General features: G+C 74.5%; 20 protein-coding genes and 1 riboswitch. Of the genes, 14 read left to right on the top strand and 6 right to left on the bottom strand.

Features of this window, described 5'->3' with window-relative positions; translation table 11 throughout:
• Positions 1 to 26: 26 nt before the first annotated feature.
• The 3 genes from ACIG3E_RS36240 to ACIG3E_RS36230 form a co-directional block, all read right to left on the bottom strand.
• Positions 27 to 1,529 carry a hypothetical protein gene (locus ACIG3E_RS36240; RefSeq protein WP_399624462.1) on the bottom strand — a complete coding sequence of 501 codons (1,503 nt, stop codon included), beginning with the start codon at positions 1,527 to 1,529 and terminating at the stop codon, positions 27 to 29.
• 88 nt (positions 1,530 to 1,617) lie between these two features.
• The gene (locus ACIG3E_RS36235) at positions 1,618 to 2,745 is read right to left on the bottom strand and encodes an alpha/beta hydrolase (RefSeq protein ID WP_399624460.1); all 1,128 of its coding nucleotides are present in this window, start codon (positions 2,743 to 2,745) and stop codon (positions 1,618 to 1,620) included.
• A gap of 125 nt (positions 2,746 to 2,870) precedes the next feature.
• On the bottom strand, positions 2,871 to 3,584 hold the full coding sequence (locus tag ACIG3E_RS36230; protein WP_399624458.1) for a class II aldolase/adducin family protein: 714 nt from the start codon (positions 3,582 to 3,584) through the stop codon (positions 2,871 to 2,873).
• Between the two features lie 196 nt (positions 3,585 to 3,780).
• Between ACIG3E_RS36230 and ACIG3E_RS36225 the strand changes: the two genes are divergently transcribed.
• The 8 genes from ACIG3E_RS36225 to ACIG3E_RS36190 all read left to right on the top strand — a co-directional run bounded on the left by ACIG3E_RS36225 (position 3,781) and on the right by ACIG3E_RS36190 (position 13,270).
• Positions 3,781 to 4,518 carry a lysozyme gene (locus ACIG3E_RS36225; protein WP_399624456.1) on the top strand — a complete coding sequence of 246 codons (738 nt, stop codon included), beginning with the start codon at positions 3,781 to 3,783 and terminating at the stop codon, positions 4,516 to 4,518.
• A gap of 214 nt (positions 4,519 to 4,732) precedes the next feature.
• Positions 4,733 to 5,998, top strand: a complete 1,266-nt coding sequence (locus ACIG3E_RS36220) for an anion permease (RefSeq protein ID WP_399624454.1) — start codon at positions 4,733 to 4,735, stop codon at positions 5,996 to 5,998.
• A gap of 12 nt (positions 5,999 to 6,010) precedes the next feature.
• Positions 6,011 to 6,238 (top strand): hypothetical protein, encoded by a 228-nt coding sequence (locus ACIG3E_RS36215; RefSeq protein ID WP_399624452.1) that lies wholly within the window; start codon positions 6,011 to 6,013, stop codon positions 6,236 to 6,238.
• Between the two features lie 158 nt (positions 6,239 to 6,396).
• A riboswitch (cobalamin riboswitch) is annotated at positions 6,397 to 6,480 on the top strand.
• A 156-nt stretch (positions 6,481 to 6,636) separates the two neighbouring features.
• The gene (locus tag ACIG3E_RS36210) at positions 6,637 to 7,596 is read left to right on the top strand and encodes a cobalamin biosynthesis protein (protein WP_399624450.1); all 960 of its coding nucleotides are present in this window, start codon (positions 6,637 to 6,639) and stop codon (positions 7,594 to 7,596) included.
• Positions 7,593 to 9,152, top strand: a complete 1,560-nt coding sequence (locus tag ACIG3E_RS36205; RefSeq protein WP_399624449.1) for a cobyric acid synthase — start codon at positions 7,593 to 7,595, stop codon at positions 9,150 to 9,152. Before ACIG3E_RS36210 ends, ACIG3E_RS36205 begins: the two co-directional genes overlap by 4 nt.
• Before the next feature lie 151 nt (positions 9,153 to 9,303).
• Positions 9,304 to 11,316, top strand: coding sequence for a putative cobaltochelatase (locus ACIG3E_RS36200; protein ID WP_399624447.1), 2,013 nt, complete (start codon positions 9,304 to 9,306; stop codon positions 11,314 to 11,316).
• Entirely contained in the window at positions 11,316 to 11,924 is a 609-nt protein-coding gene (gene cobO, locus ACIG3E_RS36195; protein ID WP_242716328.1) for a cob(I)yrinic acid a,c-diamide adenosyltransferase, read from the top strand. The genes ACIG3E_RS36200 and cobO overlap by 1 nt, the downstream gene beginning before the upstream one ends.
• Complete coding sequence (locus tag ACIG3E_RS36190) at positions 11,918 to 13,270, top strand: cobyrinate a,c-diamide synthase (protein WP_399624445.1); 1,353 nt, start codon at positions 11,918 to 11,920, stop codon at positions 13,268 to 13,270. The genes cobO and ACIG3E_RS36190 overlap by 7 nt, the downstream gene beginning before the upstream one ends.
• 56 nt (positions 13,271 to 13,326) lie before the next feature.
• Here the strand turns inward: ACIG3E_RS36190 and ACIG3E_RS36185 are convergent, their stop codons facing one another.
• Entirely contained in the window at positions 13,327 to 14,055 is a 729-nt protein-coding gene (locus ACIG3E_RS36185) for a ZIP family metal transporter (protein ID WP_399624443.1), read from the bottom strand.
• Between the two features lie 106 nt (positions 14,056 to 14,161).
• On the opposite strand from ACIG3E_RS36185, the gene cobC reads away from it, so the two are divergent.
• Positions 14,162 to 15,778: an Rv2231c family pyridoxal phosphate-dependent protein CobC gene (gene cobC, locus ACIG3E_RS36180; RefSeq protein ID WP_399624440.1), complete on the top strand. Its 1,617-nt coding sequence runs from the start codon at positions 14,162 to 14,164 to the stop codon at positions 15,776 to 15,778.
• A 226-nt stretch (positions 15,779 to 16,004) separates the two neighbouring features.
• Here cobC and ACIG3E_RS36175 read toward each other — a convergent pair whose 3' ends face one another.
• Both ACIG3E_RS36175 and ACIG3E_RS36170 read right to left on the bottom strand, forming a co-directional pair.
• Positions 16,005 to 16,931, bottom strand: coding sequence for an SCO1860 family LAETG-anchored protein (locus tag ACIG3E_RS36175; protein ID WP_399624438.1), 927 nt, complete (start codon positions 16,929 to 16,931; stop codon positions 16,005 to 16,007).
• Positions 16,932 to 17,285: 354 nt separating this feature from the next.
• A complete protein-coding gene (locus tag ACIG3E_RS36170) occupies positions 17,286 to 18,374 on the bottom strand; it encodes an amidohydrolase family protein (RefSeq protein WP_399624436.1) in 1,089 nt (362 codons plus the stop codon).
• Between the two features lie 98 nt (positions 18,375 to 18,472).
• Between ACIG3E_RS36170 and ACIG3E_RS36165 the strand changes: the two genes are divergently transcribed.
• The 5 genes from ACIG3E_RS36165 to thpD all read left to right on the top strand — a co-directional run bounded on the left by ACIG3E_RS36165 (position 18,473) and on the right by thpD (position 23,329).
• Positions 18,473 to 19,576: a pyridoxal-phosphate-dependent aminotransferase family protein gene (locus ACIG3E_RS36165; RefSeq protein WP_399624434.1), complete on the top strand. Its 1,104-nt coding sequence runs from the start codon at positions 18,473 to 18,475 to the stop codon at positions 19,574 to 19,576.
• Between the two features lie 385 nt (positions 19,577 to 19,961).
• A complete protein-coding gene (gene ectA, locus ACIG3E_RS36160) occupies positions 19,962 to 20,519 on the top strand; it encodes a diaminobutyrate acetyltransferase (RefSeq protein WP_399624432.1) in 558 nt (185 codons plus the stop codon).
• Between the two features lie 85 nt (positions 20,520 to 20,604).
• On the top strand, positions 20,605 to 21,876 hold the full coding sequence (gene ectB, locus ACIG3E_RS36155; RefSeq protein ID WP_399624430.1) for a diaminobutyrate--2-oxoglutarate transaminase: 1,272 nt from the start codon (positions 20,605 to 20,607) through the stop codon (positions 21,874 to 21,876).
• Positions 21,877 to 21,953: 77 nt separating this feature from the next.
• Complete coding sequence (locus tag ACIG3E_RS36150; RefSeq protein WP_399624428.1) at positions 21,954 to 22,358, top strand: ectoine synthase; 405 nt, start codon at positions 21,954 to 21,956, stop codon at positions 22,356 to 22,358.
• 71 nt (positions 22,359 to 22,429) lie between these two features.
• Complete coding sequence (gene thpD, locus ACIG3E_RS36145; RefSeq protein ID WP_399624426.1) at positions 22,430 to 23,329, top strand: ectoine hydroxylase; 900 nt, start codon at positions 22,430 to 22,432, stop codon at positions 23,327 to 23,329.
• The last annotated feature ends 1 nt before the right edge of the window (position 23,330 follow it).

The raw sequence follows: 23,330 nt of genomic DNA, 5'->3' as shown, positions 1-23,330 counted from the left end.
CGGGACCGGTCAGGGCCGGACGGGCGTCACACTCCCCCGGTGTGCACCTGGAACGCGGCGCGGCGCACGGCCTTCGCGAGGGCCGGGTCCGGGTGGGCCGCGGCGAGCGCGACGAGGACCTGCACGGTGCGCGGGTGGCCGACGGTGCGCACCTCGTCGAGCAGCGCGGGCACGGTGGGCTGCGGCGCGGACTCCAGGTGGCGCACGAGGAGTTCGGCCTCGCCGTGGTCGGCGACGGCGGCCGCCGTGTCGACCCACAGCCAGGTGGACTCCTCGCGGGTGAGCACCAGGTGGACGTCCTCGGGGTCGGTGCCCTCGTGCTCGGCGAGCCACAGCAGGGCGTAGGGCCGCAGCGAGGCCACGTCGACGACGGCGCGCACGTCGGGCTCGGCCGGGGCGCCGACCACGCGCAGCGCCTCGAAGGCGAGCCCGCGCAGCAGGGCGTCCTCGCCCCGGGCGGCGTCCAGGAGCTCGGTGACGGCGCTGCCCGCGTCCCGTGCGGCGAGCCAGGCGCGGTACTCGGCGCGGGCCGCGTTCGGCCGCAGCCGGGCGCAGCCGCGGAGCATGTCCTCGGCGGACTGCTCGATGTTCCCCGCCGGGCTCTGCGCGGCCACACAGATCTGCTCCAGCTTGACCCACACCGCCCAGCTGCCCAGCGGGGTGAGCGTGGCCTGCCCGTCCGCGCAGGTCAGCGCGTCGACGGCGGCCAGGGCGCGCAGCGCCCAGTCGAGCAGGTCGGCCAGCGGGACGTCGTCGGCGTGCGGGGGGCCGGGGTCGCCCTCGGCGCGAGGCTCCTCCTGGGGGCCGTACGGAATCTCGCAGCGCTCCGTGCGCAGCTCGCGGACGCGCTGGTCGAGGAGGTCCAGGAGCTGCGGCACGGGCACGGGGCCCGCGGAGAGCTGGAGGAAGGAGAGCAGCTGGGGAACGGCCTCGACGGTCTCCGCCACGGTGGCGGGCGGCAGCTCGGCCGGTGCCGGGTGGGCGAGCGACCAGGCGTCGAAGAGGGCGACCCAGCCGCGCAGCACGGCCGCGTCGTCCCGGTCCCAGGCGCGCAGCCGCCAGCCGGGGCGGGCGGCGGTGCCGTGCACCTCGACGAGACCGGCGAGGCGGGCGGCGTCCCAGTCCTTGCGCAGCTGGTGAACCGTCACGTCCAGGGCGGCCGCGGCCTGTTCGGCCACGGCGTCGGACAGGGCGCCGGCGGCGCAGGGCGTGGCCGGGGCGGCGGTGGGGCGGTCGGCGGCGCTGAGGCGGGTCGTGCCGGGCGCGGGGCGCAGGGCGTTCTCGGCCCAGCGGGCGGCGCGGACGGCGCCCGCGAGGCCCGCGCGTGCCATGCGGGCGAGTTCGGCGGGCGCCGGGGTGCCCTCGGGGGGCACGGGCGCCGGGCGACGCGCTCGGCGCTGGGTCACCGCGCCGGGGCCGCCGAGGGGACCGCGGCCGTGGCCACGCTCCGCCTCCGCTCGCCTTTCGGCCCGGGGCGACGGGGTGCGGACGAGGTGGAGCCGGGAGTCGCGCGGAGTACGGGACGTCACAGGAGCAGTCTTCCTGTTGACGGTCCGAAAACCCAAACGGAATCCCGGATGAGCGCCGCGAGGACAGGGGGCGCGCGGTACGGAAGATTCACATGAGGGGGGTGAGGAAGCGGCGCAGCGCCTCTTCGTAACGGGCCGGGTCGGCGTTCCACATGGCTGCGTGGGGCGCATCCGGAACCGTGTGCAGGGTCACGAGGTCGGGACGCGCGGCGGCCAGGCGCCGGGACAGGTCCCAGGGGGCGACGGTGTCGCCGGGACCGTGCGCGAGCAGCGTGGGCACCCGCAGCGCGCCGGGGTCCGCGCTCTTCACGACGCGGTCGCCGCGCAGTCCGGTGCGGCCCTGCGCGGCGCGCACGGCGAGCGGCAGGAGCGGGGCGGGGATGCCGCGCGCGGTGGCGAGGGCCCGCAGCGTGACCTCCCAGTCGAGCACCGGCGAGTCCAGGACGAGTCCCGCCACGCGATCGCGCAGCGCGGAGTGCGCGGCGGCGTGCAGGGCCATGGCGGCGCCGGTGGACCAGCCGTGCAGGACGACGCGCCGGGCGCCGTAGCGCACGGCGTAGCGGATGGCGGCGTCGAGGTCGCGCCACTCGGTCTCGCCGAGGTGGCCGAGGCCGTCCGTGGCGCGCGGGGCGCCGGGGTCGCCGCGGTAGCCGAGGCCGAGGACCGGCAGGCGCTGCGCGCGCAGGAAGTCCAGGACGACCAGGGGGTGCGCGCGGGTGGTGCCGAGGCCGTGCACGGCGATGACCCAGGTGTCGCGGGTGCCGGGCACGAACCACGCGGGCAGCGCGCCGAGTTCGCCGGGGATCTCCACGTCGGCGTGGTCGATGCCGAGGGCGGAGCGGGGGTCGCCGAGGTGGACCTGCGGGGTGAGCCAGACCTTGGCGCCGGGCTCCAGGGTGCCGTGGGTGACCCGGTCCAGGCGGCGTACGACGGTGTCGGCCGGATGGGGGGCCGTCTCGACGACGGGGCCGACGACGGCGTGGCAGTCGGGGCCCGTCAGGCCGTAGACGCCGGGGCGCAGGGACGCCAGGGAGCGGGTCAGGGCGACCTGGCCCGCCGCGGTGGCGTGCACGGTCAGGCGCCGCTCGGTGGGCAGGGGGCGGTCCGCCGGGGTCTTGAGGGCGGCGTCGCTGGCGTAGCGGCCCGCCGCGATCGCCGTCAGGGCGGCCGTGGTGGCGGCGGTTACGGCTGCGGCTGTTGCTTTGGCTGGGCGCACGGGTCCAGTGTCTGCGGGGGTGGGCGGTGCGGCCAGTGGGCGTGGCCCTCACGGGTGCGGCCCGTCCCCGGAACCGGGGAGCTCCGCCCCAAGGCCCCGGTCCGTCGGCGCTTCGCGCCTCGTCCTCAAGCGCCGGACGGGCTTCTCTTCGCCTGCCCGTAGTTGCTCAGCTTCCGGCCCGCCTCACTCACCTGGTCGGCAGTCAGGAGGGAGGGCGTGCGGCCCGGTACCGCACTGGCCGTCAGCCACACGTGGCACATCCACTCCAGCTGGGCCGTGCGGTCGTAGGCTTGGGTGAGGGTGTCTCCGTAGGCGACCGTCCCGTGGTTCTGCAGGAGGCAGGCCGTGCGGTCGCGCAGGGCGTGGAGCATGTGCGCGGCCAGCTCGTCGGTGCCGTAGAGGGCGTAGGGGGCGACGCGGACCGGGCCGCCGAGGGCGCCGGTCATGTAGTGGACGGCCGGGAGCTCGGGGACGAGCGTGGAGACGGCGGTGGCGTGGACGGCGTGGGTGTGGACGACGGCGCCCGCACCGGTGGCGCGGTAGATCTCCAGGTGCATGGGCAGCTCGCTGGTGGGGCTCAGAGCGCCGAAGAGCCGCTTGCCGTCCAGGTCGACGCCGACCGCGTCGGCCGGGCCGAGGTCGTCATAGGCGACGCCGCTCGGCGTGACGAGGACGGTGTCCCCGACGCGCACGGAGACGTTGCCCGAGGTGCCCACGACGAGGCCCTCGGATACCGTCCTGCGCGCGGTCGCCACCAGCTCGTCCCACGCCCGGGCGACCTCCTCCCGCGCCGCGCCGCCCGTCGTGCCCCGCCCCTGCTCCTGTCGCTGCTCAGTCATGCCGCGATCCTGCCAGGCGGGGGCCGCGAAGGGACCGGTCCGGCAGCGGTCGGCCGCCCGCGAACACCCCGGCGCACGCGCCCCTTTGGGCCGGTTCACCCCGCTCGACACGCTTGGCTGACGATTGAACGTTCTTAGGTGAATCTTCCAGTAGCCTCTGGGTGTTTTGTCACACACGTCGCCATCTGGGGGAAGAATGGCCCGTGCTCACTCACCGTCCCGTCGCCGCGCACCCGCCCTCGCCGCGTCCGTCGCGGCCCTGGCGATCGGCGGGACGGTGCTCACCGAGGTGCCCGCGTCGGCGGCGGGCGAGCCGCGCGGGCACGACGTGTCCTCGCACCAGAAGAACGTCGACTGGCCGGGCGCGAAGGCCAAGGGCGCGCGCTTCGTCTATGTGAAGGCCACCGAGTCCCACACCTACCGCAATCCCTACTTCCGTCAGCAGTACGACGGCGCCCGCGCGGCCGGGCTGATCCGCGGCGCGTACCACTTCGCCCTGCCGAACCGGTCGTCCGGCGCGGCGCAGGCGGCGCACTTCCTGCGCAACGGCGGGCAGTGGACGCCCGACGGCTGGACGCTGCCGCCCGCCCTCGACGTCGAGCACAATCCCTACGGGGACCGGAAGTGCTACGGCCTGAGCAAGGCCCGCATGGTCGCCTGGATCAAGTCCTTCAGCGACGAGATCATGCGCCGCTCCGGCCGTCGGCCCGTGATCTACACGACCACGAAGTGGTGGAACGACTGCACCGGCGCGAGCCGCGCCTTCGGCGGGCACCCGCTGTGGCTCGCCCGCTGGTCGGCCGCGCCCGGGCCGCTGCCGAGCGGCTGGTCGTCCTGGACCTTCTGGCAGTACGCCGACCGCGGCCGCCTGCCGGGTGACCAGAATCTCTTCGGCGGGTCGACGGCGCGGCTCAAGCGGTTCGCGCGGGGCTGAGCACGGCCGCTCCGCACGCCCCTCGGACGGCCTAATTCCGGGCCCGCGCCGGGCCCTCGCCGCTCCTTCGGCGCGCCTGCCGGTGTATGCCGGAAGGACGTGGCGCGGCAGCTTCCCCGGGAGGGTCACCACCAGGCCCTGTCCAGTTCACTTTCCGTTCACTCAGGTTGCCTACGGTCCACGAGCCACTGACGTCCAACAGAAGCCTGGGTAAATGGAAAACATCACGCTTCTCCTCGGGATCGTGATCGTCACCGCTCTCGTGTTCGATTTCACGAACGGTTTCCACGACACAGCCAACGCGATGGCCACGACCATCTCGACAGGCGCTCTCAAGCCCAAGACGGCGGTGGCCATGTCCGCCGTGCTGAACCTCGTCGGAGCGTTCCTCTCCGTCGAAGTCGCCAAGACCATCTCCGGCGGCATCATCAATGAGGACGGCCTCAAGACAGAGGTCATATTCGCCGCCCTCGTGGGCGCGATCCTCTGGAACCTGCTGACCTGGCTCCTGGGTCTGCCGTCGAGCTCCTCGCACGCCCTGTTCGGCGGTCTGATCGGCGCCGCCGTGATGTCCATGGGCTGGTCGTCGGTGAACGGCGGCACGGTCGTCACCAAGGTGCTGCTCCCCGCGATCGCCGCCCCGATCGTCGCGGGCGTCGCCGCCTCGCTCGCCACCCGGCTCACGTACCGGATCAGCGGCAAGACGGACGAGAAGGCGACGTCGAAGGGCTACCGCGCCGGGCAGATCGCCTCGGCGGGCCTCGTCTCGCTCGCCCACGGCACGAACGACGCGCAGAAGACCATGGGCATCATCACCCTCGCCCTGATCACCGGCGGCGTCCTGAACCCCGGCGCGAACCCCCCGATGTGGGTCATCGTCTCCGCGGGCATCGCCATCGCGCTCGGCACCTACCTCGGCGGCTGGCGGATCATCCGCACCATGGGCAAGGGCCTCACCGAGCTGGCCCCGCCGCAGGGCTTCGCCGCGCAGACCTCCGCCGCGACCGCGATCCTCGCCTCCTCGCACATCGGCTTCTCGCTCTCCACCACCCAGGTGTGCTCCGGCGCCGTGATGGGCGCGGGCCTCGGCCGCAAGGGCGGCGTGGTCCGCTGGTCCACCGCCACCCGGATGTTCGTGGCGTGGGGCCTGACGCTGCCCGCCGCGGGCCTGGTCGGCGCGGGCGCCGAGCTGCTCACCAAGCAGGGCGACTGGGGCGTCGCGGCCACGGCCGCGCTGCTCGTCGGCGGCTCCGCCGTCATCTGGTCCCTCTCGCGCCGCGAGCCGGTCGACCACACCAACGTCACGGCCGACGAGATCGGCGGCTCCGCCCGGGACACCGAGCCCGCGGGTGTCGTGACCACCGCGATCGCCGCGGTCACGCCGCCCCCGGCCGGTCCGCTCACCGCGGCCTCCGTGGTCGTCGAGCCGTCCGAGAACACCGCGCCCGTGGCGGACCCCGCCCGGCCCGCCACGGTCTAAGGAAGCAGCAGCATGAAGATCGACTGGGCAGCTCTCGGCTCCGTCTTCGGGGTCAGTCTCGTGGTGACCGTCGCCCTCGTGGGCCTGTTCACGCTCGGCGTCGTCGGCCTCTCCAAGCAGGAGCAGGCGCGCACGGCCGGGGGCGGCAGCGCGTCGCTCGCCCCGCGCCTGGGCGCGTACGCCTGCTTCGCGCTGTGCGCGGCGGCGGTGGCGTACGGCATCTCTCTGATCGTCGCCTGACGGCGGTCCGCGTACGACGACGAGGGGGGGGGGGGGGGGGGGGGGGGCGGGGGGGCCGGCCCCCCCCCCCCCCCCCCCCTCGTTCCGTCGCAGGTCAACCGCGAGTTGACGGGCGCTGAGCGGCATGGTGGACTGCCGGGGCCAACTACGGCGGCAGCAGAGGAAGTCCGGTGCGAATCCGGCGCGGTCCCGCCACTGTCACCGGCCGGGCGCCCACCGCGCCCTCCGGAAGCCAGGAACTCTCGCCGCCTGTCACGTCGAACCAGGGCGCGGACACCCTGAGTGAGGACACATCGCCATGCGCGGCCGACCGCCGTTCCCTGCCAGGGCTCCCTTCGGGTCGAGCGTTCCCCTGGGCGTTCCGTCCGGCATCCGGCGCGAGACGGCGGGCTGAACCGATGCGTGCTGCCGATCGCGACTTCGCGTACGGCGCCGCCGCCGGACTCCTCGGTGACCTGCTGCTCGGCGATCCCCGCCGAGGGCATCCGGTCGCCGCGTTCGGGCGGGCGGCCCAAGCCGTCGAACGCGTCCTGTGGCGCGACCACCGGGGCTCGGGCGTGCTGCACGCCGTCGTGTGCGCCGGGGGCGCCGTCACCGTGGGAGCCCTCGCCTCGTGCGCTGTGCGCCGCTCGCGCGCCGCGTCCGTCGGTCTGACGGCCGCCGCGACCTGGGCCGTCGTCGGGGGCACCTCGCTCGGCCGGGAGGCGCGGGCCATCGGCGGCGCGCTTGCCGCCGGGGACGTGGACGTCGCCCGGGAGCGCCTTCCCCATCTGTGTGGCCGTGACCCCGAGGCCCTGGACGCCGACGGGATCGCGCGGGCCGTCGTGGAGTCCGTCGCCGAGAACACCTCCGACGCCGTCGTGGGCGCGCTCGTGTGGGGCGCCGTGGCGGGCGTGCCGGGGCTCGTCGGGTTCCGGGCGGTCAACACGCTGGACGCGATGGTCGGCCACCGCTCCGCCAGGTACCTGCGGTACGGCTGGGCTTCCGCGCGGCTCGACGACGTCGCGGGGTGGCCGGGGGCACGGCTCACCGGACTGCTCGCCGTCGCCGCCGGGGGCGCGCCCCGGCGGGCCCTGCGCGCCTGGCGGCGTGACGCGCGCCTGCACCCGAGCCCCAACGCCGGGGTGGTCGAGGCCTCCTTCGCGGGGGCCCTCGGGGTGCGGCTCGGGGGAACGCTGTCGTACGCGGGGCGCGTCGAGGAGCGGCCCGTGCTGAACGGAGAGGGGCGGAGCGTGGTCGTGGACGACATCGAGCGGGCCGTGCGGCTGTCGCGGCGGGTGAGCTGGCTCGCGCTCGGCGTGTCCGTCGGCACGCACCTGGTGCGGGCACGGGGACGGAAGAAGGGGTGGGCCCTGTGAGCGGCGGGCTGCTCGTCGCCGGTACGACCTCCGACGCGGGCAAGAGCGTCGTCACCGCGGGGATCTGCCGGTGGCTCTCCCGCAAGGGGGTCTCCGTCGCGCCGTTCAAGGCGCAGAACATGTCGCTGAACTCCTTCGTGACCCGCGAGGGCGCCGAGATCGGGCGCGCGCAGGCCATGCAGGCGCAGGCCGCCCGGGTCGAGCCCTCGGCCCTGATGAACCCGGTGCTGCTGAAGCCGGGCGGCGATAAGTCGAGCCAGGTCGTCCTCATGGGCAAGCCGGTGGGCGAGATGAGCGCGCGCGGCTACCACGAATACAGGGTCGGCGCGGAGCGCTCCGAAGAAGGGTGGCGGCGGGAGACGGGTGGGCGGCAGCAGGCGCTGCTGGACACGGTCGTGGGATGCCTGGAGGAGCTGCGGGGCACGTATGACGCCGTGATCTGTGAGGGGGCGGGCAGTCCCGCCGAGATCAACCTGCGCCGCACCGACATCGTGAACATGGGGATCGCGCGGGCCGCCCGCTTCCCCGTGGTCGTCGTCGGTGACATCGACCGAGGGGGCGTCTTCGCCTCCTTCTTCGGTACCGTCGCGCTGCTCAGCCCCGCCGACCAGGAGCTGGTGGCGGGCTTCCTCGTCAACAAGTTCCGCGGTGACGTGTCGCTGCTCGAACCGGGCCTCGACATGCTGCGCGGGCTCACCGGGCGGAACACCTTCGGCGTGCTTCCGTTCCGGCACGGGCTCGGGATCGACGAGGAGGACGGGCTGCGGGTGTCGCTGCGCGGCGCCGTCCGGGAGTCCGCCGTCGCGCCGCCGCTCGGCGAGGACGTGCTGCGCGTCGCCGTCTGTGCCGTGCCGCTGATGTCGAACTTCACCGACGTGGACGCGCTCGCCGCCGAACCCGGCGTCGTGGTGCGGTTCGTGGACCGGGCCGAGGAGCTCGCCGACGCCGACCTCGTCGTGGTCCCGGGCACGCGCGGCACCGTGCGCGCCCTGGCGTGGCTGCGCGAGCGCGGGCTCGCGGACGCGCTCGCGCGCCGAGCGGCGCAGGGGCGGCCCGTGCTCGGCATCTGCGGCGGCTTCCAGGTGCTCGGCGAGCACATCGAGGACGACGTGGAGTCCCGCGCGGGGGCCGTGGACGGGCTCGGACTGCTGCCCGTGCGCGTGCGGTTCGCGCGCGAGAAGACCCTGGCGCGGCCCGTCGGACAGGCCCTCGGCGAGCCCGTCGAGGGGTACGAGATCCACCACGGCGTGGCCGAGGTCCAGGGGGGTGAACCGTTCCTCGACGGCTGCCGGGTGGGTGAGGTGTGGGGCACGCACTGGCACGGCTCCCTGGAGAGCGACGCGTTCCGGCGGCGCTTCCTCACCGAGGTGGCCCGCGCGGCGGGGCGCCGCTTCGTGCCGGCGCCGGACACGAGCTTCGGTGCCCTGCGCGAGGAGCAGCTGGATCTCCTTGGCGACCTGATCGAGGAGCACGCCGATACGGAGGCGCTGCTGCGGCTCATCGACGGCGGGGCGCCCGTCGGCCTTCCCTTCGTGCCGCCGGGGGCACCGTCGTGACCCTGCCGGGGGCTCCCCGCCGCGGCCCATCAGCGCGCTCCGCGCGCGGGCGCCCCTTCCCGAAACTGGGGGCCGCGCCCCCAGGCCCCCGAAATTGCCGCTTCGCGGCTCGTCCTCACACGCCGGACGGGCTGGAGATGGAGGTCGCCGCGTGACTACCCCTTACCCCTTCACCGCCGTCGTCGGGCAGGACGACCTGCGGCTCGCCCTGTTGCTCAACGCCGTCTCCCCCGCCGTCGGCGGCGTCCTCGTACGGGGTGAGAAGGGCACCGCCAAGTCCACCGCCGTGCGGGCGCTGTCCGCGCTCCTTCCGGACGTGGACGTCGTGGCCGGGTGCCGGTTCTCCTGTGCTCCGCAGGCGCCCGACCCCGCGTGCCCGGACGGGCCGCACGAGCCCGGGACCGGTGCCGCGCGGGCCGCGCGCATGGTGGAGCTGCCCGTCGGCGCGTCCGAGGACCGCCTGGTGGGGGCGCTCGACATCGAGCGGGCGCTCGCCGAGGGCGTGAAGGCCTTCGAGCCGGGGCTCCTCGCCGACGCGCACCGCGGAATCCTGTACGTCGACGAGGTCAACTTGCTCCACGACCACCTGGTCGACCTGCTGCTCGACGCCGCCGCCATGGGCGCCTCGTACGTCGAGCGGGAAGGCGTGTCGGTCCGGCACGCCGCCCGGTTCCTGCTCGTCGGGACCATGAACCCCGAAGAGGGCGAGCTGCGGCCGCAGTTGCTCGACCGGTTCGGGCTCACCGTGGAGGTCGCGGCCTCGCGCGAGCCCGACCAGCGCGTGGAGGTCGTGCGGCGGCGGCTCGCCTACGACGACGACCCGGAGGGGTTCGCGGGGCGCTGGGCCGAGGACGAGGCGGCGGTGCGGGCGCGCGTCGTGGCCGCGCGGGCGCTGCTTCCGCGGGTGCGGCTCGGCGACGGCGTGCTGCGGCAGATCGCGGCGACCTGTGCGGCGTTCGAGGTCGACGGCATGCGCGCGGACATCGTGATGGCCCGCACGGCGACGGCGCTCGCCGCCTGGGCGGGGCGCGAGGACGTGCTCGCCGAGGACGTGCGGCAGGCCGCGCTGCTCGCGCTCCCGCACCGGCGGCGGCGCAACCCGTTCGACGCGCCCGGCCTCGACGAGGACAAGCTCGACGAGACCCTGGACGAGTTCGGCGACGACCACGACGGTGGCGGTGACGACGACCCGGGCCCCGACGGCGGCGGTGGCGGTGGCGTGCCGCCGCAGGGCCAGGGGCCCGACGCGCCCGCCGACGGCGGCGCGCCCGCTCCGGGCGAGACCTCCGACGGCGGGCAGCCGCAGGGCGCGGGCGCCCCCGAGCAGCAGCCGGTGCGGGCGGCCGAGCCGTTCCGCACGAAGGTCCTGAGCGTGCCCGGCCTCGGGGACGGAGCGGCCGGGCGGCGCTCGCGGGCGCGCACCGAGCACGGCAGGACGACCGGGTCGCGGCGGCCCCAGGGCACCCTGACGAAGCTGCACCTGGCGGCGACCGTGCAGGCCGCGGCGCCGCACCAGCGGGCGCGCGGCCGGGCCGGGCGCGGCCTCGTCGTCCGCAGGGACGACCTGCGGCAGGCCACCCGCGAGGGGCGCGAGGGCAACCTCGTGCTGTTCGTCGTGGACGCCTCGGGCTCGATGGCGGCGCGGCGGCGGATGGGCGCCGTGAAGGGTGCCGTGCTCTCGCTGCTGCTCGACGCCTACCAGCGGCGGGACAAGGTGGGCCTGGTGACGTTCCGGGGCTCGGCCGCCGAGGTGGCGCTGCCGCCCACGTCGTCCGTGGACGCCGCGGCGGCGCGCCTGGAGTCCCTGCCCACGGGCGGGCGTACGCCGCTCGCGACCGGGCTGCTCAAGGCCCACGAGGTGCTGCGGATCGAGCGGCTGCGGGATCCGGCGCGGCGGCCGCTGGTCGTGGTGGTCACGGACGGCCGGGCCACCGGAGGGCCCGAGCCCGTGGCGCTCGCCGGGCGGGCCGCCCGGCTCTTCGCGGCCGAGGGGGTCGCGTCGGTGGTCGTGGACTGCGAGGCGGGGCCGGTGCGCCTGGGGCTCGCCGGGCAGCTCGCCGGTGAACTGGGCGGCACAGCCGTGACGTTGGACGAACTGCGGGCGGACAGCATCGCCGGTCTCGTACGGAACGTGCGGGCGGGTAACGAGAGGAAGGTCGCGTAATGCCGAAGGGACAGCCGAACGTGGTGCCGGAGGACGGCCTGACGACGCGTCAGCGTCGGAACCGGCCGTTGGTGATGGTGCACACGGGCGTCGGCAAGGGGAAGTCCACGGCCGCGTTCGGGATGGCGCTGCGCGCCTGGAACCAGGGCTGGCCGGTGGGGGTGTTCCAGTTCGTCAAGTCGGCGAAGTGGAAGGTCGGCGAGGAGAACGCGCTGAAGGTCCTCGGGGCCAGCGGCGAGGGCGGGCGCGTCGACTGGCACAAGATGGGCGAGGGCTGGTCGTGGATCCAGCGGGAGCCCGCGGCGGGCGAGCCGAGCCACGAGGAGAAGGCCCGCGAGGGCTGGGAGCAGGTCAAGCGGGACCTGGCGGCCGAGACGTACAAGTTCTACGTCCTCGACGAGTTCGCGTACCTGCTGCACTGGGGGTGGGTGGACGTGGACGAGGTCGTGGCGGTCCTGCGCGACCGGCCCGGCACCCAGCACGTGGTGATCACGGGGCGCAACGCCCCGGAGAAGCTGGTCGAGTACGCCGACCTCGTCACCGACATGTCCAAGGTCAAGCACCCGATGGACGCCGGTCAGAAGGGCCAGCGGGGCATCGAGTGGTAGCACGTGTCGTCATCGCGGCGCCGTCCTCCGGGAGCGGGAAGACGACCGTCGCGACCGGGCTCATGGCCGCGTTCACCGAGGCGGGGCTCGCCGTCTCGCCGCACAAGGTCGGGCCCGACTACATCGACCCCGGGTACCACGCGCTCGCCACCGGGCGTCCTGGGCGCAACCTCGACGCCTATCTGTGCGGGCCCGGCCTGGTGGGGCCGCTGTTCGCGCACGGCGCCGCGGGGTGCGACCTCGCGGTCGTCGAGGGCGTGATGGGGATGTTCGACGGGGCGGCGGGGCAGGGTGAGCTCGCCTCCACCGCGCACGTCGCCAAGCTGCTTCGGGCGCCGGTGGTCCTGGTCGTGGACGCCTCCTCGCAGTCCCGGTCGGTGGCCGCGCTCGTGCACGGCTTCGCGTCCTGGGACCCTCAGGTGCGCCTCGGCGGGGTGATCCTCAACAAGGTGGGCTCCGCGCGCCACGAGGAGCTGCTGCGCGAGGCGCTCGACTCCTCCGGGGTGCCGGTGCTCGGCGCCCTGCGGCGCGCTCCCCAGGTGCGGGCGCCGTCCCGGCACCTGGGTCTCGTGCCGGTCGCCGAGCGGCAGGCCGAGGCCGTGGCGTCCGTGGCGGCCCTCGCCGAGCAGGTGCGGCAGGGCTGTGACCTGGAGGGGATCCTGGCGCTCGCGCGGAGCGCGGGGGTCTGGTCCGGGGACGCGTGGGACCCCGGGTCCGGTGCCGCCCCGGACCGGCCCGCCGGACGGCCCGTGGTCGCCGTGGCGGGCGGAGCCGCGTTCACGTTCTCGTACGCCGAGCACGCCGAGTTGCTCACGGCCGCCGGGGCCGACGTCGTCGGCTTCGACCCGCTGCACGACGAGCGGCTGCCCGAGGGGACCGCGGGCCTCGTCATCGGGGGCGGGTTCCCCGAGGTCTACGCGCCGGAGCTGTCCGCCAACGAGCCGCTGCGGGAGGCCGTGGCCGCGCTTGCGGAGAGCGGGGCGCCGGTCGCCGCCGAGTGCGCGGGGCTGCTGTACCTCACCCGGGAGCTGGACGGAAAGCCGATGTGCGGGGTGCTCGACGCCCGGGCGCGGATGGCCGAACGCCTGACGCTTGGCTACCGGGAGGCGGTGGCGGTGTCCGACAGCGTGCTCGCCCCGGCGGGGACGCGGACGCGCGGCCACGAGTTCCACCGCACCGTGGTCGAACCGGGCGCGGGCCCGGCGCCCGCGTGGGGCCTGCACGCCCCCGAGCGGCGGGTCGAGGGCTTCGTCCAGCGAGGGGTCCACGCGAGCTATGTGCACACCCACTGGGCCGCCGAGCCGGGGATCGCCCGGCGGTTCGTGGAGAGGTGCGCCGCGGGATGAGCCGGGGCGGACCGGTGCGGGCGGCGGGGCGGGCGGCCGTGCCGGTGCCGGGCGGCTCACTCCGCCAGGCCAACCACCAGCCAGATGAACCCGGCGCCCGCGACCGTGCACAGGAGCGTGGAGCGCGCCGGGTGGTCGTGGTGCGCCTCGGGGAGGATCTCGGCGGCGGCGAGGTACAGGAGCGCGCCGCCGAAGAAGCCGAGATATCCGCCGAGCAGTTGCTCCGGAAGGGTGAACAGGAGCGTGGAGGCCGCGCCCACGACGGGGGCGGCGGCGTCCGCGAAGAGCATCGCCACGGCCCGGCGGCGGGCGTTCCCGTACAGCTTCGTGATCGTGTACGTGTTGAAGCCGTCGGCGAAGTCGTGGGCGATGACGGCGAGCGCCACGGCCGTGCCCATGCCGCCGCCCACCTGGAAGGCCGCGCCGATCGCGACGCCGTCCATGACGCTGTGCCCGACCATCGCGGCCGCCGCCGTCAGGCCCACCTCGGGCACCCGCCCGTCGTGCTCCTCGCCGCCGTGCGCCGCCTGCCGCAGCGCGAGCAGGCGCTCCACCACGTGCGCGAGCAGGAAGCCCGCGACCGCGAGGAGCAGCGCCGCGGGCACCCCGAAGACCGGGCCGCCCGCCGCCTCCAAGGCCTCCGGCAGCAGGTCGAGCCCGACCACGCCGAGCATCAGGCCGCCCGCGAGGCCGAGCACCAGATGGCGCCGGTCGGTGACCCGCCCCGCCGTCCAGCCGCCTACCAGGGTCATCACGAACGCGCCGAGCGCCACGAACACCGCCATGCGCCCTTGCTAGCCGATCGGCCCGGCGACCGCTAACCGGTCCCGCGCCGCGCCACCCGAGCGGCCGCATCCGCCCGCGACCGCCTTCCCCACGAGAGGAGCCCCCATGGCCGACCGCCCGGCGGGCCGTGCCCCCGAGCCCGGTGACCGGGCTCCCGTGGCGCGGCCGCCCGCCGTCGTCGTGGGGGTCGGCGCGGGCCGGGGCGTGACGGCCGACGAGGTCCTCGCTCTCGTACGGGAGTGTCTGCGCGAGGCGGGCCTCCCGCCGCTGTCCGTACGGGAGTTGGCGACCGTCGACGCCAAACGGGACGAGCCCGGCGTCGTCGGGGCCGCGGCGCGGCTCGGGGTGCCGCTGGTGACGTACCCGGCGCACGAGCTGGCCCGCGTCGCGGTGCCGAACCCGTCCGGCGCGCCGCTCGCCGCCGCCGGTACGCCGTCCGTGGCGGAGGCGGCGGCCCTCGTCCGGGGCGGGGAACTCCTGGTCGCCAAGCGGAAGTCGGCGCGGGTGACGTGCGCGGTGGCGGGCCCCGCGCCCCCGCCCCCTCGGCCCCCGACTCCCCCACTCATTGAGACTCCCCCTCTCACTCCGACTCCGACTCCGACTTCGACTTCGACTTCGACGAAAGGCACCGTCATCACGGCCATGGACTTGAGTACGGACACCACGGCGGCCGGGGCCGCGGGCGGCGACGTCGACCTGCGGCACCACGGCGACGCGGAGGTGCGCGGGCGGGACGACCTCGTCGACCTGGCCGTCAACGTCCGCTCCGACACGCCTCCTTCCTGGCTGAAGCAGCACATCGCCGCCTCCCTCGACGGCCTCGCCGCCTACCCCGACGGCCGGGCGGCGCGGGCCGCCGTGGCGGCGCGGCACGGGGTGGCCCCGGAGCGGGTGCTGCTCACGGCGGGCGCCGCCGAGGCCTTCGTGCTGCTCGCGCGGGCGCTGCCGGTGCGGCGGCCGGTGGTGGTGCATCCGCAGTTCACGGAGCCGGAGGCCGCGCTGCGGGACGCCGGGCACGCGGTGGAGCGGGTGCTGCTGCGGGCCGCGGACGGCTTCCGGCTCGACCCGGCGGCGGTCCCCGACGACGCGGACCTGGTCGTCGTGGGCAACCCGACCAACCCGACGTCGGTCCTGCACCCCGCCGCCGACCTCGCCCGCCTCGCCCGCCCCGGGCGGGTGCTCGTGGTGGACGAGGCGTTCATGGACGCGGTGCCCGGTGAGCGGGAGGCCCTCGCCGGGCGCGTCGACGTGCCCGGGCTCGTGGTGCTGCGCAGCCTCACCAAGACGTGGGGCCTCGCCGGGCTGCGCATCGGGTACGTCATCGCCGCCCCGGAGACGGTCCGGGCCCTGGAGCGGGCGCAGCCGCTGTGGCCGGTGTCGTCGCCCGCCCTGGCGGCGGCCGAGGCCTGTGTGGGGCCGCGCGCGCTCGCCGAGGCGGGGCACGTGGCGCACCGGGTCGCCGCCGAGCGGCAGCACCTGGTGGCCGGGCTCCGGGCGCTGCCCGGGGTGGAGGTGGTGGGCCCCGCGGAGGGGCCCTTCGTCCTGGTCCGGCTTGCCGGGGCGGCGACCGTCGTACGGGAACGGCTGCGGGAGGGGGGGTTCATGGTGCGGCGCGGCGATACGTTTCCTGGCCTGGGGCCTGACTGGATGCGGGTGGCGGTGCGTGACCGCCCCACCACGGAGGCCTTCCTCCGGGCCCTCCCAAAGGCCCGGCCCCACTGACGCGGGGCTCTCCCACCCACCCACCCGTTTGCTCGGCACCGAGCAGTATGGGGTCAGACCATCGGCTCGACTGCGAGGTGCCCAGGAACGGGCGGGCGGGTGGGAAAGGACCGCCGCGGAGCGGCGGGGGTTGAGGCCGGGCTGGGCGGTGCCCCGGAACGGGTGGGTGGGTGGGAAAGATCCGCCGCGGAGCGGCGGGAGCCGGTTCGGGGCGCCTTCGCCAGGGTTAGCGGCGGCGGGTGTAGGCCAGGACCCCACCCCCGGCCAGCAGGAGGACCACGGCCCCGCCGGCGACGTAGGGCGTCAGGGAGGAGCCCCCGGTCTCCGCGAGGTCCTCGTGCTCCTTGCGCGGAGCCTCCCGCTTCGCGGTGACGGGCTCCGCGGGCTTGCCGCCCTGCGGCTCGGGCAGCGGCTTGGCCCCGGGCCCGGGGGCCTCGCAGCTCGCCCCCGCCAGGGTCACCGCGCCCTTGACCGCGGCGACGCCGAGCTTCAGCGGGTCGACGGAGACCTGGAGCCGGAGCGCGGTCGCGGCGGCCGTACGGGACGTGGTGCGCGTCGAGGAGAGGTCGAGGCGGACCTCGCCGACGCCGGGGACGGACACCTGGGTGGTGCCCGCGGACTTGACGCTGACCTTCTTGCCGAGGACGGTCACGCCGCCGAGGAACGTCGACGCGGCGACGGGCCGCTTGCCCGCCGTGCACACGGCCTTGGAGGTGACCTGGTCGACCTCCACGAGCGGGAGCAGCGGCAGGCCGGGCACGTGCACCTTGGCGCGGGCGACGTTGCTGTAGCCCTGGGCGGTGCCGCCCTTGACGGTGGCGCGCGCGGTGGCGACGTCGGCCCGGAGCACGCTGAACGGCTGCCCGCCCTCGACGCCGTCGAGCTTCGCGGTGAGGGTGGTCCTGCTGGCGCTCGCGGGCGCGCTCACCTCGTTCAGGGTGACGTTGAGCGGCGCCCGTACGGTCTTGTCGAGCAGGGAGACCTCGAGGCCGGTGCGGAGCACGACGGCCCCGGCGCGGCCGCCTCGGTGGTCGTCCGTCGCGTGCGCGGTGCCCGCGGTGCCGAGCGCCGCGGGACCGGCGGCGACCACGGTGGCGGCGGCGAGCGCGCCGATGCGGCGCGTGGGCAGGCGGCGGAAGGCGTTGCTGGTCAAGGTGGTGGAACCCCCACATGAGTCATGAAGGCGCCGCCGCGCACGCCACACGGGGACATCGCGTGCGCGGGGCGCCACTGATGCCGGTGTGCGCCGGGAGGCGCCGCCGACTCCGGCATCTTTACGCACTGAGAGTGAACGGGCAGCAACCTGGCGTGAGTTCACTCCATCGGGAGGTTTCCGCCCCTGCTTTCGAATCGGCTGACACGGGCGTTCCCCGCAGCCCCCCGCATCACGTCGGCCCGCGGGGCGCGGACCACGGCGGGCCGGCGGCGGAGTGAGGAGTAACGACTCCGCCACCGCATCCGTCACCGTCCGTCAACACCACGTGCGGTGCGGGTACGTCACCTCGCGTCAGCCCACGACCCGGCCGTCGAGCACCACGCGCCGGGGCGCCGTGAGCACGCGGACGTCGGCCCGCGGGTCGGCCTCGTACACGACGAGGTCACCGGGTGCGCCCTCGACGAGTCCGGGGCGCCCGAGCCAGGCCCGCGCGCCCCAGGTCGTGGCGGAGAGGGCGTCGACGGCGGGGATGCCCGCCTTGGTGAGCTCGGCGACCTCGCCGCCGATGAGGCCGTGCGCGAGGGAGCCCCCGGCGTCGGTGCCTGCGTACACCGGCACCCCGGCGTCGTACGCGGCCCGGACGGTGTCGTAGCGGCGCTCGTGGAGGCGGCGCATGTGGTCCGCCCACTTCGGGAACTTCTTCTCGCCACCGGCGGCGAGCTGGGGGAACGTCGCGATGTTCACGAGGGTCGGGACGATCGCGACTCCTCGCTCGGCGAACAGCGGGATGGTGTCCTCGGTCAGGCCCGTCGCGTGCTCGACGCAGTCGATGCCCGCCTCGACGAGGTCGCGCAGCGAGTCCTCGGCGAAGCAGTGCGCGGTGACGCGGGCACCGAGCCGGTGCGCCTCGGCGATCGCCTCGCGCACGGCGCCGCGCGGCCAGCACGCGGTGAGGTCGCCCGCGTCGCGGTCGATCCAGTCGCCGACGAGCTTGACCCAGCCGTCGCCGCGGCGGGCCTCCCGCGCGACGTAGGCGGTGAGGTCGCCGGGCTCGACCTCGTGCGCGTAGTTGCGGATGTAGCGGCGGGTGCGGGCGATGTGGCGGCCCGCCCGGATGATCTTCGGCAGGTCCTCGCGGTCGTCGATCCAGCGGGTGTCGGACGGCGAGCCCGCGTCGCGCAGGAGCAGCGCGCCCGCGTCGCGTTCGGTGAGCGCCTGCTTCTCGGCCTCCTCGGCGGGGACGGCACCGTGGGCGTCGAGGCCGACGTGGCAGTGCGCGTCGACGAGGCCGGGCAGCGCCCAGCCCTCGACCGTCACGGCGTCCCGCGCGGCGGGGCGTTCGAACGTCACCCGCCCGCCGACCACCCACAACTCGTCCCGTACGTCCTCGGGCCCGACGAGCACCCGCCCCTTCACGTGCAGCACCGCGTGATCGCTCATGGACAGCAGCTTAGGAGGCGTAGGACCTGACAGGAGGGGCTCGGTAGGCTCGGTCGGACCATCCCGTCCCGACGCAGCCCGAAGTGAGCCGAAGCACCATGACACACCCCCTTCTCGACCTGGCGCCGCTGAGCGCCGCGCACTTCGCCGCGATCGAGGACCGCGTCGCCCGGCTCCTGGACACCCGGCAGGACGTGGTGATCACGCAGGGCGAGGCGCTCCTGCCGCTGGAGGGCTGCATCCGGGGCGCCGCGCGGCCCGGCACCACCGCCCTCAACGTGATCACGGGCCCGTACGGGCAGACCTTCGGCGACTGGCTGCGTGACTGCGGGGCGACGGTGGTCGACCTGGCGGTGCCCTTCCACACGGCGGTCACCGCCGCGCAGGTCGAGGAGGCCTTCGCCGCGCACCCCGAGATCGACTTCGTGTCCCTCGTGCACGCCGAGGCGGCGACCGGCAACACCAACCCGGTCGCGGAGATCGGCGAGGTCGTGCGCGCGCACGGCGCCCTGTTCATGCTGGACGCCGTCGCCTCCGTGGCGGCCGAGCCGCTGCTTGTGGACGCGTGGGGCGTGGACCTGTGCGTGATCGGCGCGCAGAAGGCCATGGGCGGGCCCGCGGGCGTGTCCGCGGTGTCGGTGAGCGAGCGGGCCTGGGAGCGGATCGCCGCCAACCCGCAGGCCCCGCGCCGCTCGTACCTGTCGCTGCTCGACTGGAAGCAGCGCTGGATCGACGGCGGCCGCAAGGCGCTCCTGCACGCGCCCGCGCAGCTGGAGATGCTCGCCCTGGAGGCGTGCCTGGAGCGGATCGAGTCGGAGGGCCTGGACGCCCTGATGGCGCGGCACACGACGGCCGCGGCGGCGACGCGGGCGGGCGCGGTGGCCCTCGGCGGGGGCCTGGAGCCGTACGTCCACGAGGCCCGGGACGCGGCGCCCGTCGCCACGACGCTGCGCGCGCCGCGCGGGGTCGACGCGGGCGAGCTCGTGGCCAGGTCCCTCGCGGCCGACCCGGTGCTTCCGCTGGTGACCGGCGGCGGGGCGCTCGCCAAGGAGATGATCCGGGTCAACCACTACGGCCCGGACGCCACGCGCGGCGTGGTGCACGCCTCGCTCGCCGCCCTCGGTGCCGCGATGGGCGAGCTCGGGCTCGCCGTGGACCTGGAGGGGGCCCGCCGCGCCGTCACCGAGGCCTGGCAGGCCTAGCCCCTGCCCGCCGCGCTCCCCGCCCATCCGCCGCCCGCTCCGGGCCGGGCGGGCGGGGACATTTTTTATTCGAGGTCGCGCGGGACGCTTTTCAAGCGCCTTTAACTCTGCCTTCATGAATTCCTTAAGAGAACAGCTTCCCGTATTCGTCTGCCCGCTTTCCCTCCTCCTAAACACTAGGGTTTCGTCAGCGCAAATCGGCACAATGCGAAGCTGTGACACACTCCACACTGCGCCCGATTAGCCCGAAATAACCGGGGCAAATCGCCATATAACCCTGGCGACTCCTGCGGGCGTACGCGCCTGCGCGATAACACATGAGAGCCCGCCACGTAACCCCTTCCCCCGATGCAATCCCAGAAATTGCTCGGTAAATTCAATCCGCATGACCGCTGCACAAGCCGATCTACCGACCGACCTGCAAGCGAATTTCCTCGGAATGCCCGACGGACTGCGACTCGACACCCCGGATGTCGCCGACGGCGCCGCGATCTGGCGCATCGCCCGCGACTCGAAGGTCCTCGACCTCAACTCCTCGTACAGCTATCTGCTGTGGTGCCGTGACTTCGCGGCGACGTCCGTCGTGGCCCGGGACGCCGACGGCGAGCCGGTCGGCTTCGTCACCGGCTACGTCCGCCCGGACGCGCCGCGCACCCTCGTGGTCTGGCAGGCGGCCGTCGACCACGCGCACCGCGGCCGCGGTCTCGCCGCCGCGCTGCTCGACGGGCTGACCGCCAAGGTCGTCGGGGCGCGCGGGATCACCACCGTGGAGACGACCATCACGCCGGGCAACACCGCGTCCGAGCGCCTGTTCTCCTCGTACGCCCAGCGGCACGGCGCCGGTGTCGAGCGCACGGTCCTGTTCGACGCGGCCCTCTTCCCCGGCGACGACGGCGGCCACGAGCCCGAGGTCCTGTACGTCATCGGGCCGTTGGCCCGCTGAGCCGACCGCCCCGCGGCACCGCCCCACCCCTTCCCGCCCCACCCCCTCACTCCCGCACGCCCCTTCATCTCCCAGGAGATTCGCTGTGACCATCACCCAGCCGGACCTGAGCGTCTTCGAGACCCTTGAGTCGGAGGTGCGCAGCTACTGCCGCGGTTGGCCCACCGTCTTCGACCGCGCGCAGGGCAGCCGCATGTACGACGAGGACGGCCACGAGTACCTCGACTTCTTCGCCGGTGCCGGGTCGCTCAACTACGGGCACAACAACCCCGTCCTGAAACGGGCGCTGATCGACTACCTGGAGCGCGACGGCGTCACGCACGGCCTCGACATGTCGACGACCGCCAAGCGCGCCTTCCTGGAGTCGTTCCAGAACCTGGTCCTTCGCCCGCGCGACCTGCCGTACAAGGTCATGTTCCCGGGCCCGACGGGCACCAACGCGGTGGAGTCCGCGCTGAAGCTGGCCCGCAAGGTCAAGGGCCGCGAGTCGATCGTGTCGTTCACGAACGCCTTCCACGGCATGTCGCTGGGCTCGCTCGCGGTCACCGGCAACGCCTTCAAGCGGGCGGGCGCCGGGATCCCGCTGGTGCACGGCACGCCGATGCCCTTCGACCACTACCTGGACGGCCAGGTCCCCGACTTCCTGTGGTTCGAGCGGCTCCTGGAGGACCAGGGCTCGGGCCTGAACAAGCCCGCCGCCGTGATCGTGGAGACCGTCCAGGGCGAGGGCGGCATCAACGTGGCGCGCGCCGAGTGGCTGCGCGCCCTCGAAGCCCTCTGCCGCCGCCAGGACATGCTCCTGATCGTCGACGACATCCAGATGGGCTGCGGCCGCACCGGCGCGTTCTTCTCCTTCGAGGAGGCGGGCATCTCGCCGGACATCGTCACGGTCTCCAAGTCCATCAGCGGCTACGGCCTGCCGATGGCGCTCACCCTCTTCAAGCCGGAGCTCGACGTCTGGGAGCCGGGCGAGCACAACGGCACCTTCCGCGGCAACAACCCGGCGTTCGTGACGGCCGCCGCCGCGCTGCGGACGTATTGGTCCGACGGGCCCGCGATGGAGAAGCAGACCCGCGCCCGCGGCGAACAGGTCGAGCAGACGCTCGTCGCGCTCGTCGACGAACACCGCGCCGACATCGTGGAGTACCGCGGCCGCGGCCTGGTGTGGGGCATCGAGTTCCGCGACAAGGAGCGCGCCACCCGCATCGCCCGGCGCGCCTTCGAGCTCGGCCTGCTCATCGAGACCTCGGGCCCCGAGAGCGAGGTCGTCAAGCTCCTGCCGGCCCTGACCATCACGGCCGACGAGCTCGACGAGGGCCTGCGCACCCTGACCCGCGCCGTCCGCGAAACGGCCTGACACCCCGCGTACGACCCCACCGACCTCGTACGACCAGCAAGAACTCGTACGACCAGCAAGAAAGGCAACGACTCACCGTGATCGTCCGCTCGTTCAAGGACATCGAAGGCACCGACCGGCACGTGAAGGCCACGTCGGGCACCTGGGAGAGCAAGCGCATCGTGCTCGCCAAGGAGCGCGTCGGCTTCTCGCTGCACGAGACCATCCTGTACGCGGGCACGGAGACCGCCATGTGGTACGCGAACCACGTGGAGGCCGTGGTCTGCACCCGGGGCGAGGCGGAGCTCACCGACCACACTAACGGCGAGACGTACCGCATCACCCCCGGCACCATGTACCTGCTCGACGGGCACGAGAAGCACACGCTGCGCGTCAAGGAGGACTTCCACTGCCTGTGCGTCTTCAACCCGCCGGTGACGGGCCGTGAGGACCACGACGAGAACGGCGTCTACCCGCTGCTCACCGAGCCGGACCCCGAGTAGCAGCGAAAGCCCGGGGCACAAGACCCCGGCATCCCCGTACGGGCCGCACGAGAGGAGAGGCAGGCACCACCATGACCACCGCACCCGAACGCACCGCCGATCTGTACCCGACCCGAGGCGCCCGGGAGGTGCTCGTCGAGCGCAAGGACCCCGTGGTGTGGTCCGCGCCGGGCACGCCGGGGCCGTTCACGGACGAGGAGCTCGCGGGGTTCGACCGGGACGGGTTCCTCGCCGTCGACCAGCTGCTCACGCCCGACGAGGTCGGCGTGTACCACGCGGAGCTCGAACGGCTGGTCAACGACCCGGAGATGCGCGCGAACGAGCGCTCCATCGTCGAGCCGCGCTCCCAGGAGATCCGGTCCATCTTCGAGGTGCACAGGATCAGTGAGGTCTTCGCGCGCCTGGCCGCCGACCCGCGCGTGGCGGGGCGGGCCCGCCAGATCCTCGGCTCGGACGTGTACGTCCACCAGTCGCGGATCAACGTGAAGCCGGGCTTCGGGGCCTCCGGGTTCTACTGGCACTCGGACTTCGAGACCTGGCACGCGGAGGACGGCCTGCCGAACATGCGGACCGTCTCGGTGTCGATCGCGCTCACCAGGAACTACGACACCAACGGCGGGCTCATGATCATGCCGGGCTCGCACCGGACGTTCCTGGGCTGCGCGGGCGAGACGCCCAAGGACAACTACAAGAAGTCCCTGCAGATGCAGGACGCGGGCACCCCGTCGGACGAGGCGCTGACCGGCCTCGCGGCCGAGTACGGCATCAAGCTGTTCACGGGCGCGGCGGGCTCGGCGACGTGGTTCGACTGCAACGCCATGCACGGCTCGGGCGACAACATCACGCCCTATCCGCGCTCGAACGTCTTCATCGTGTTCAACAGCGTGGAGAACGCGGCGGTGGAGCCGTTCGCGGCGCCGGTGCGGCGGCCGGAGTTCATCGGCGCGCGGGACTTCACACCGGTGAAGTGAG

Source organism: Streptomyces sp. NPDC053474, assembly GCF_044544845.1.
In the GTDB taxonomy this organism is placed as follows: Bacteria; Actinomycetota; Actinomycetes; order Streptomycetales; family Streptomycetaceae; genus Streptomyces.
Note: the sequence above shows the minus strand (reverse complement) of the source record. Positions and strands in the feature narration are given on the sequence as shown.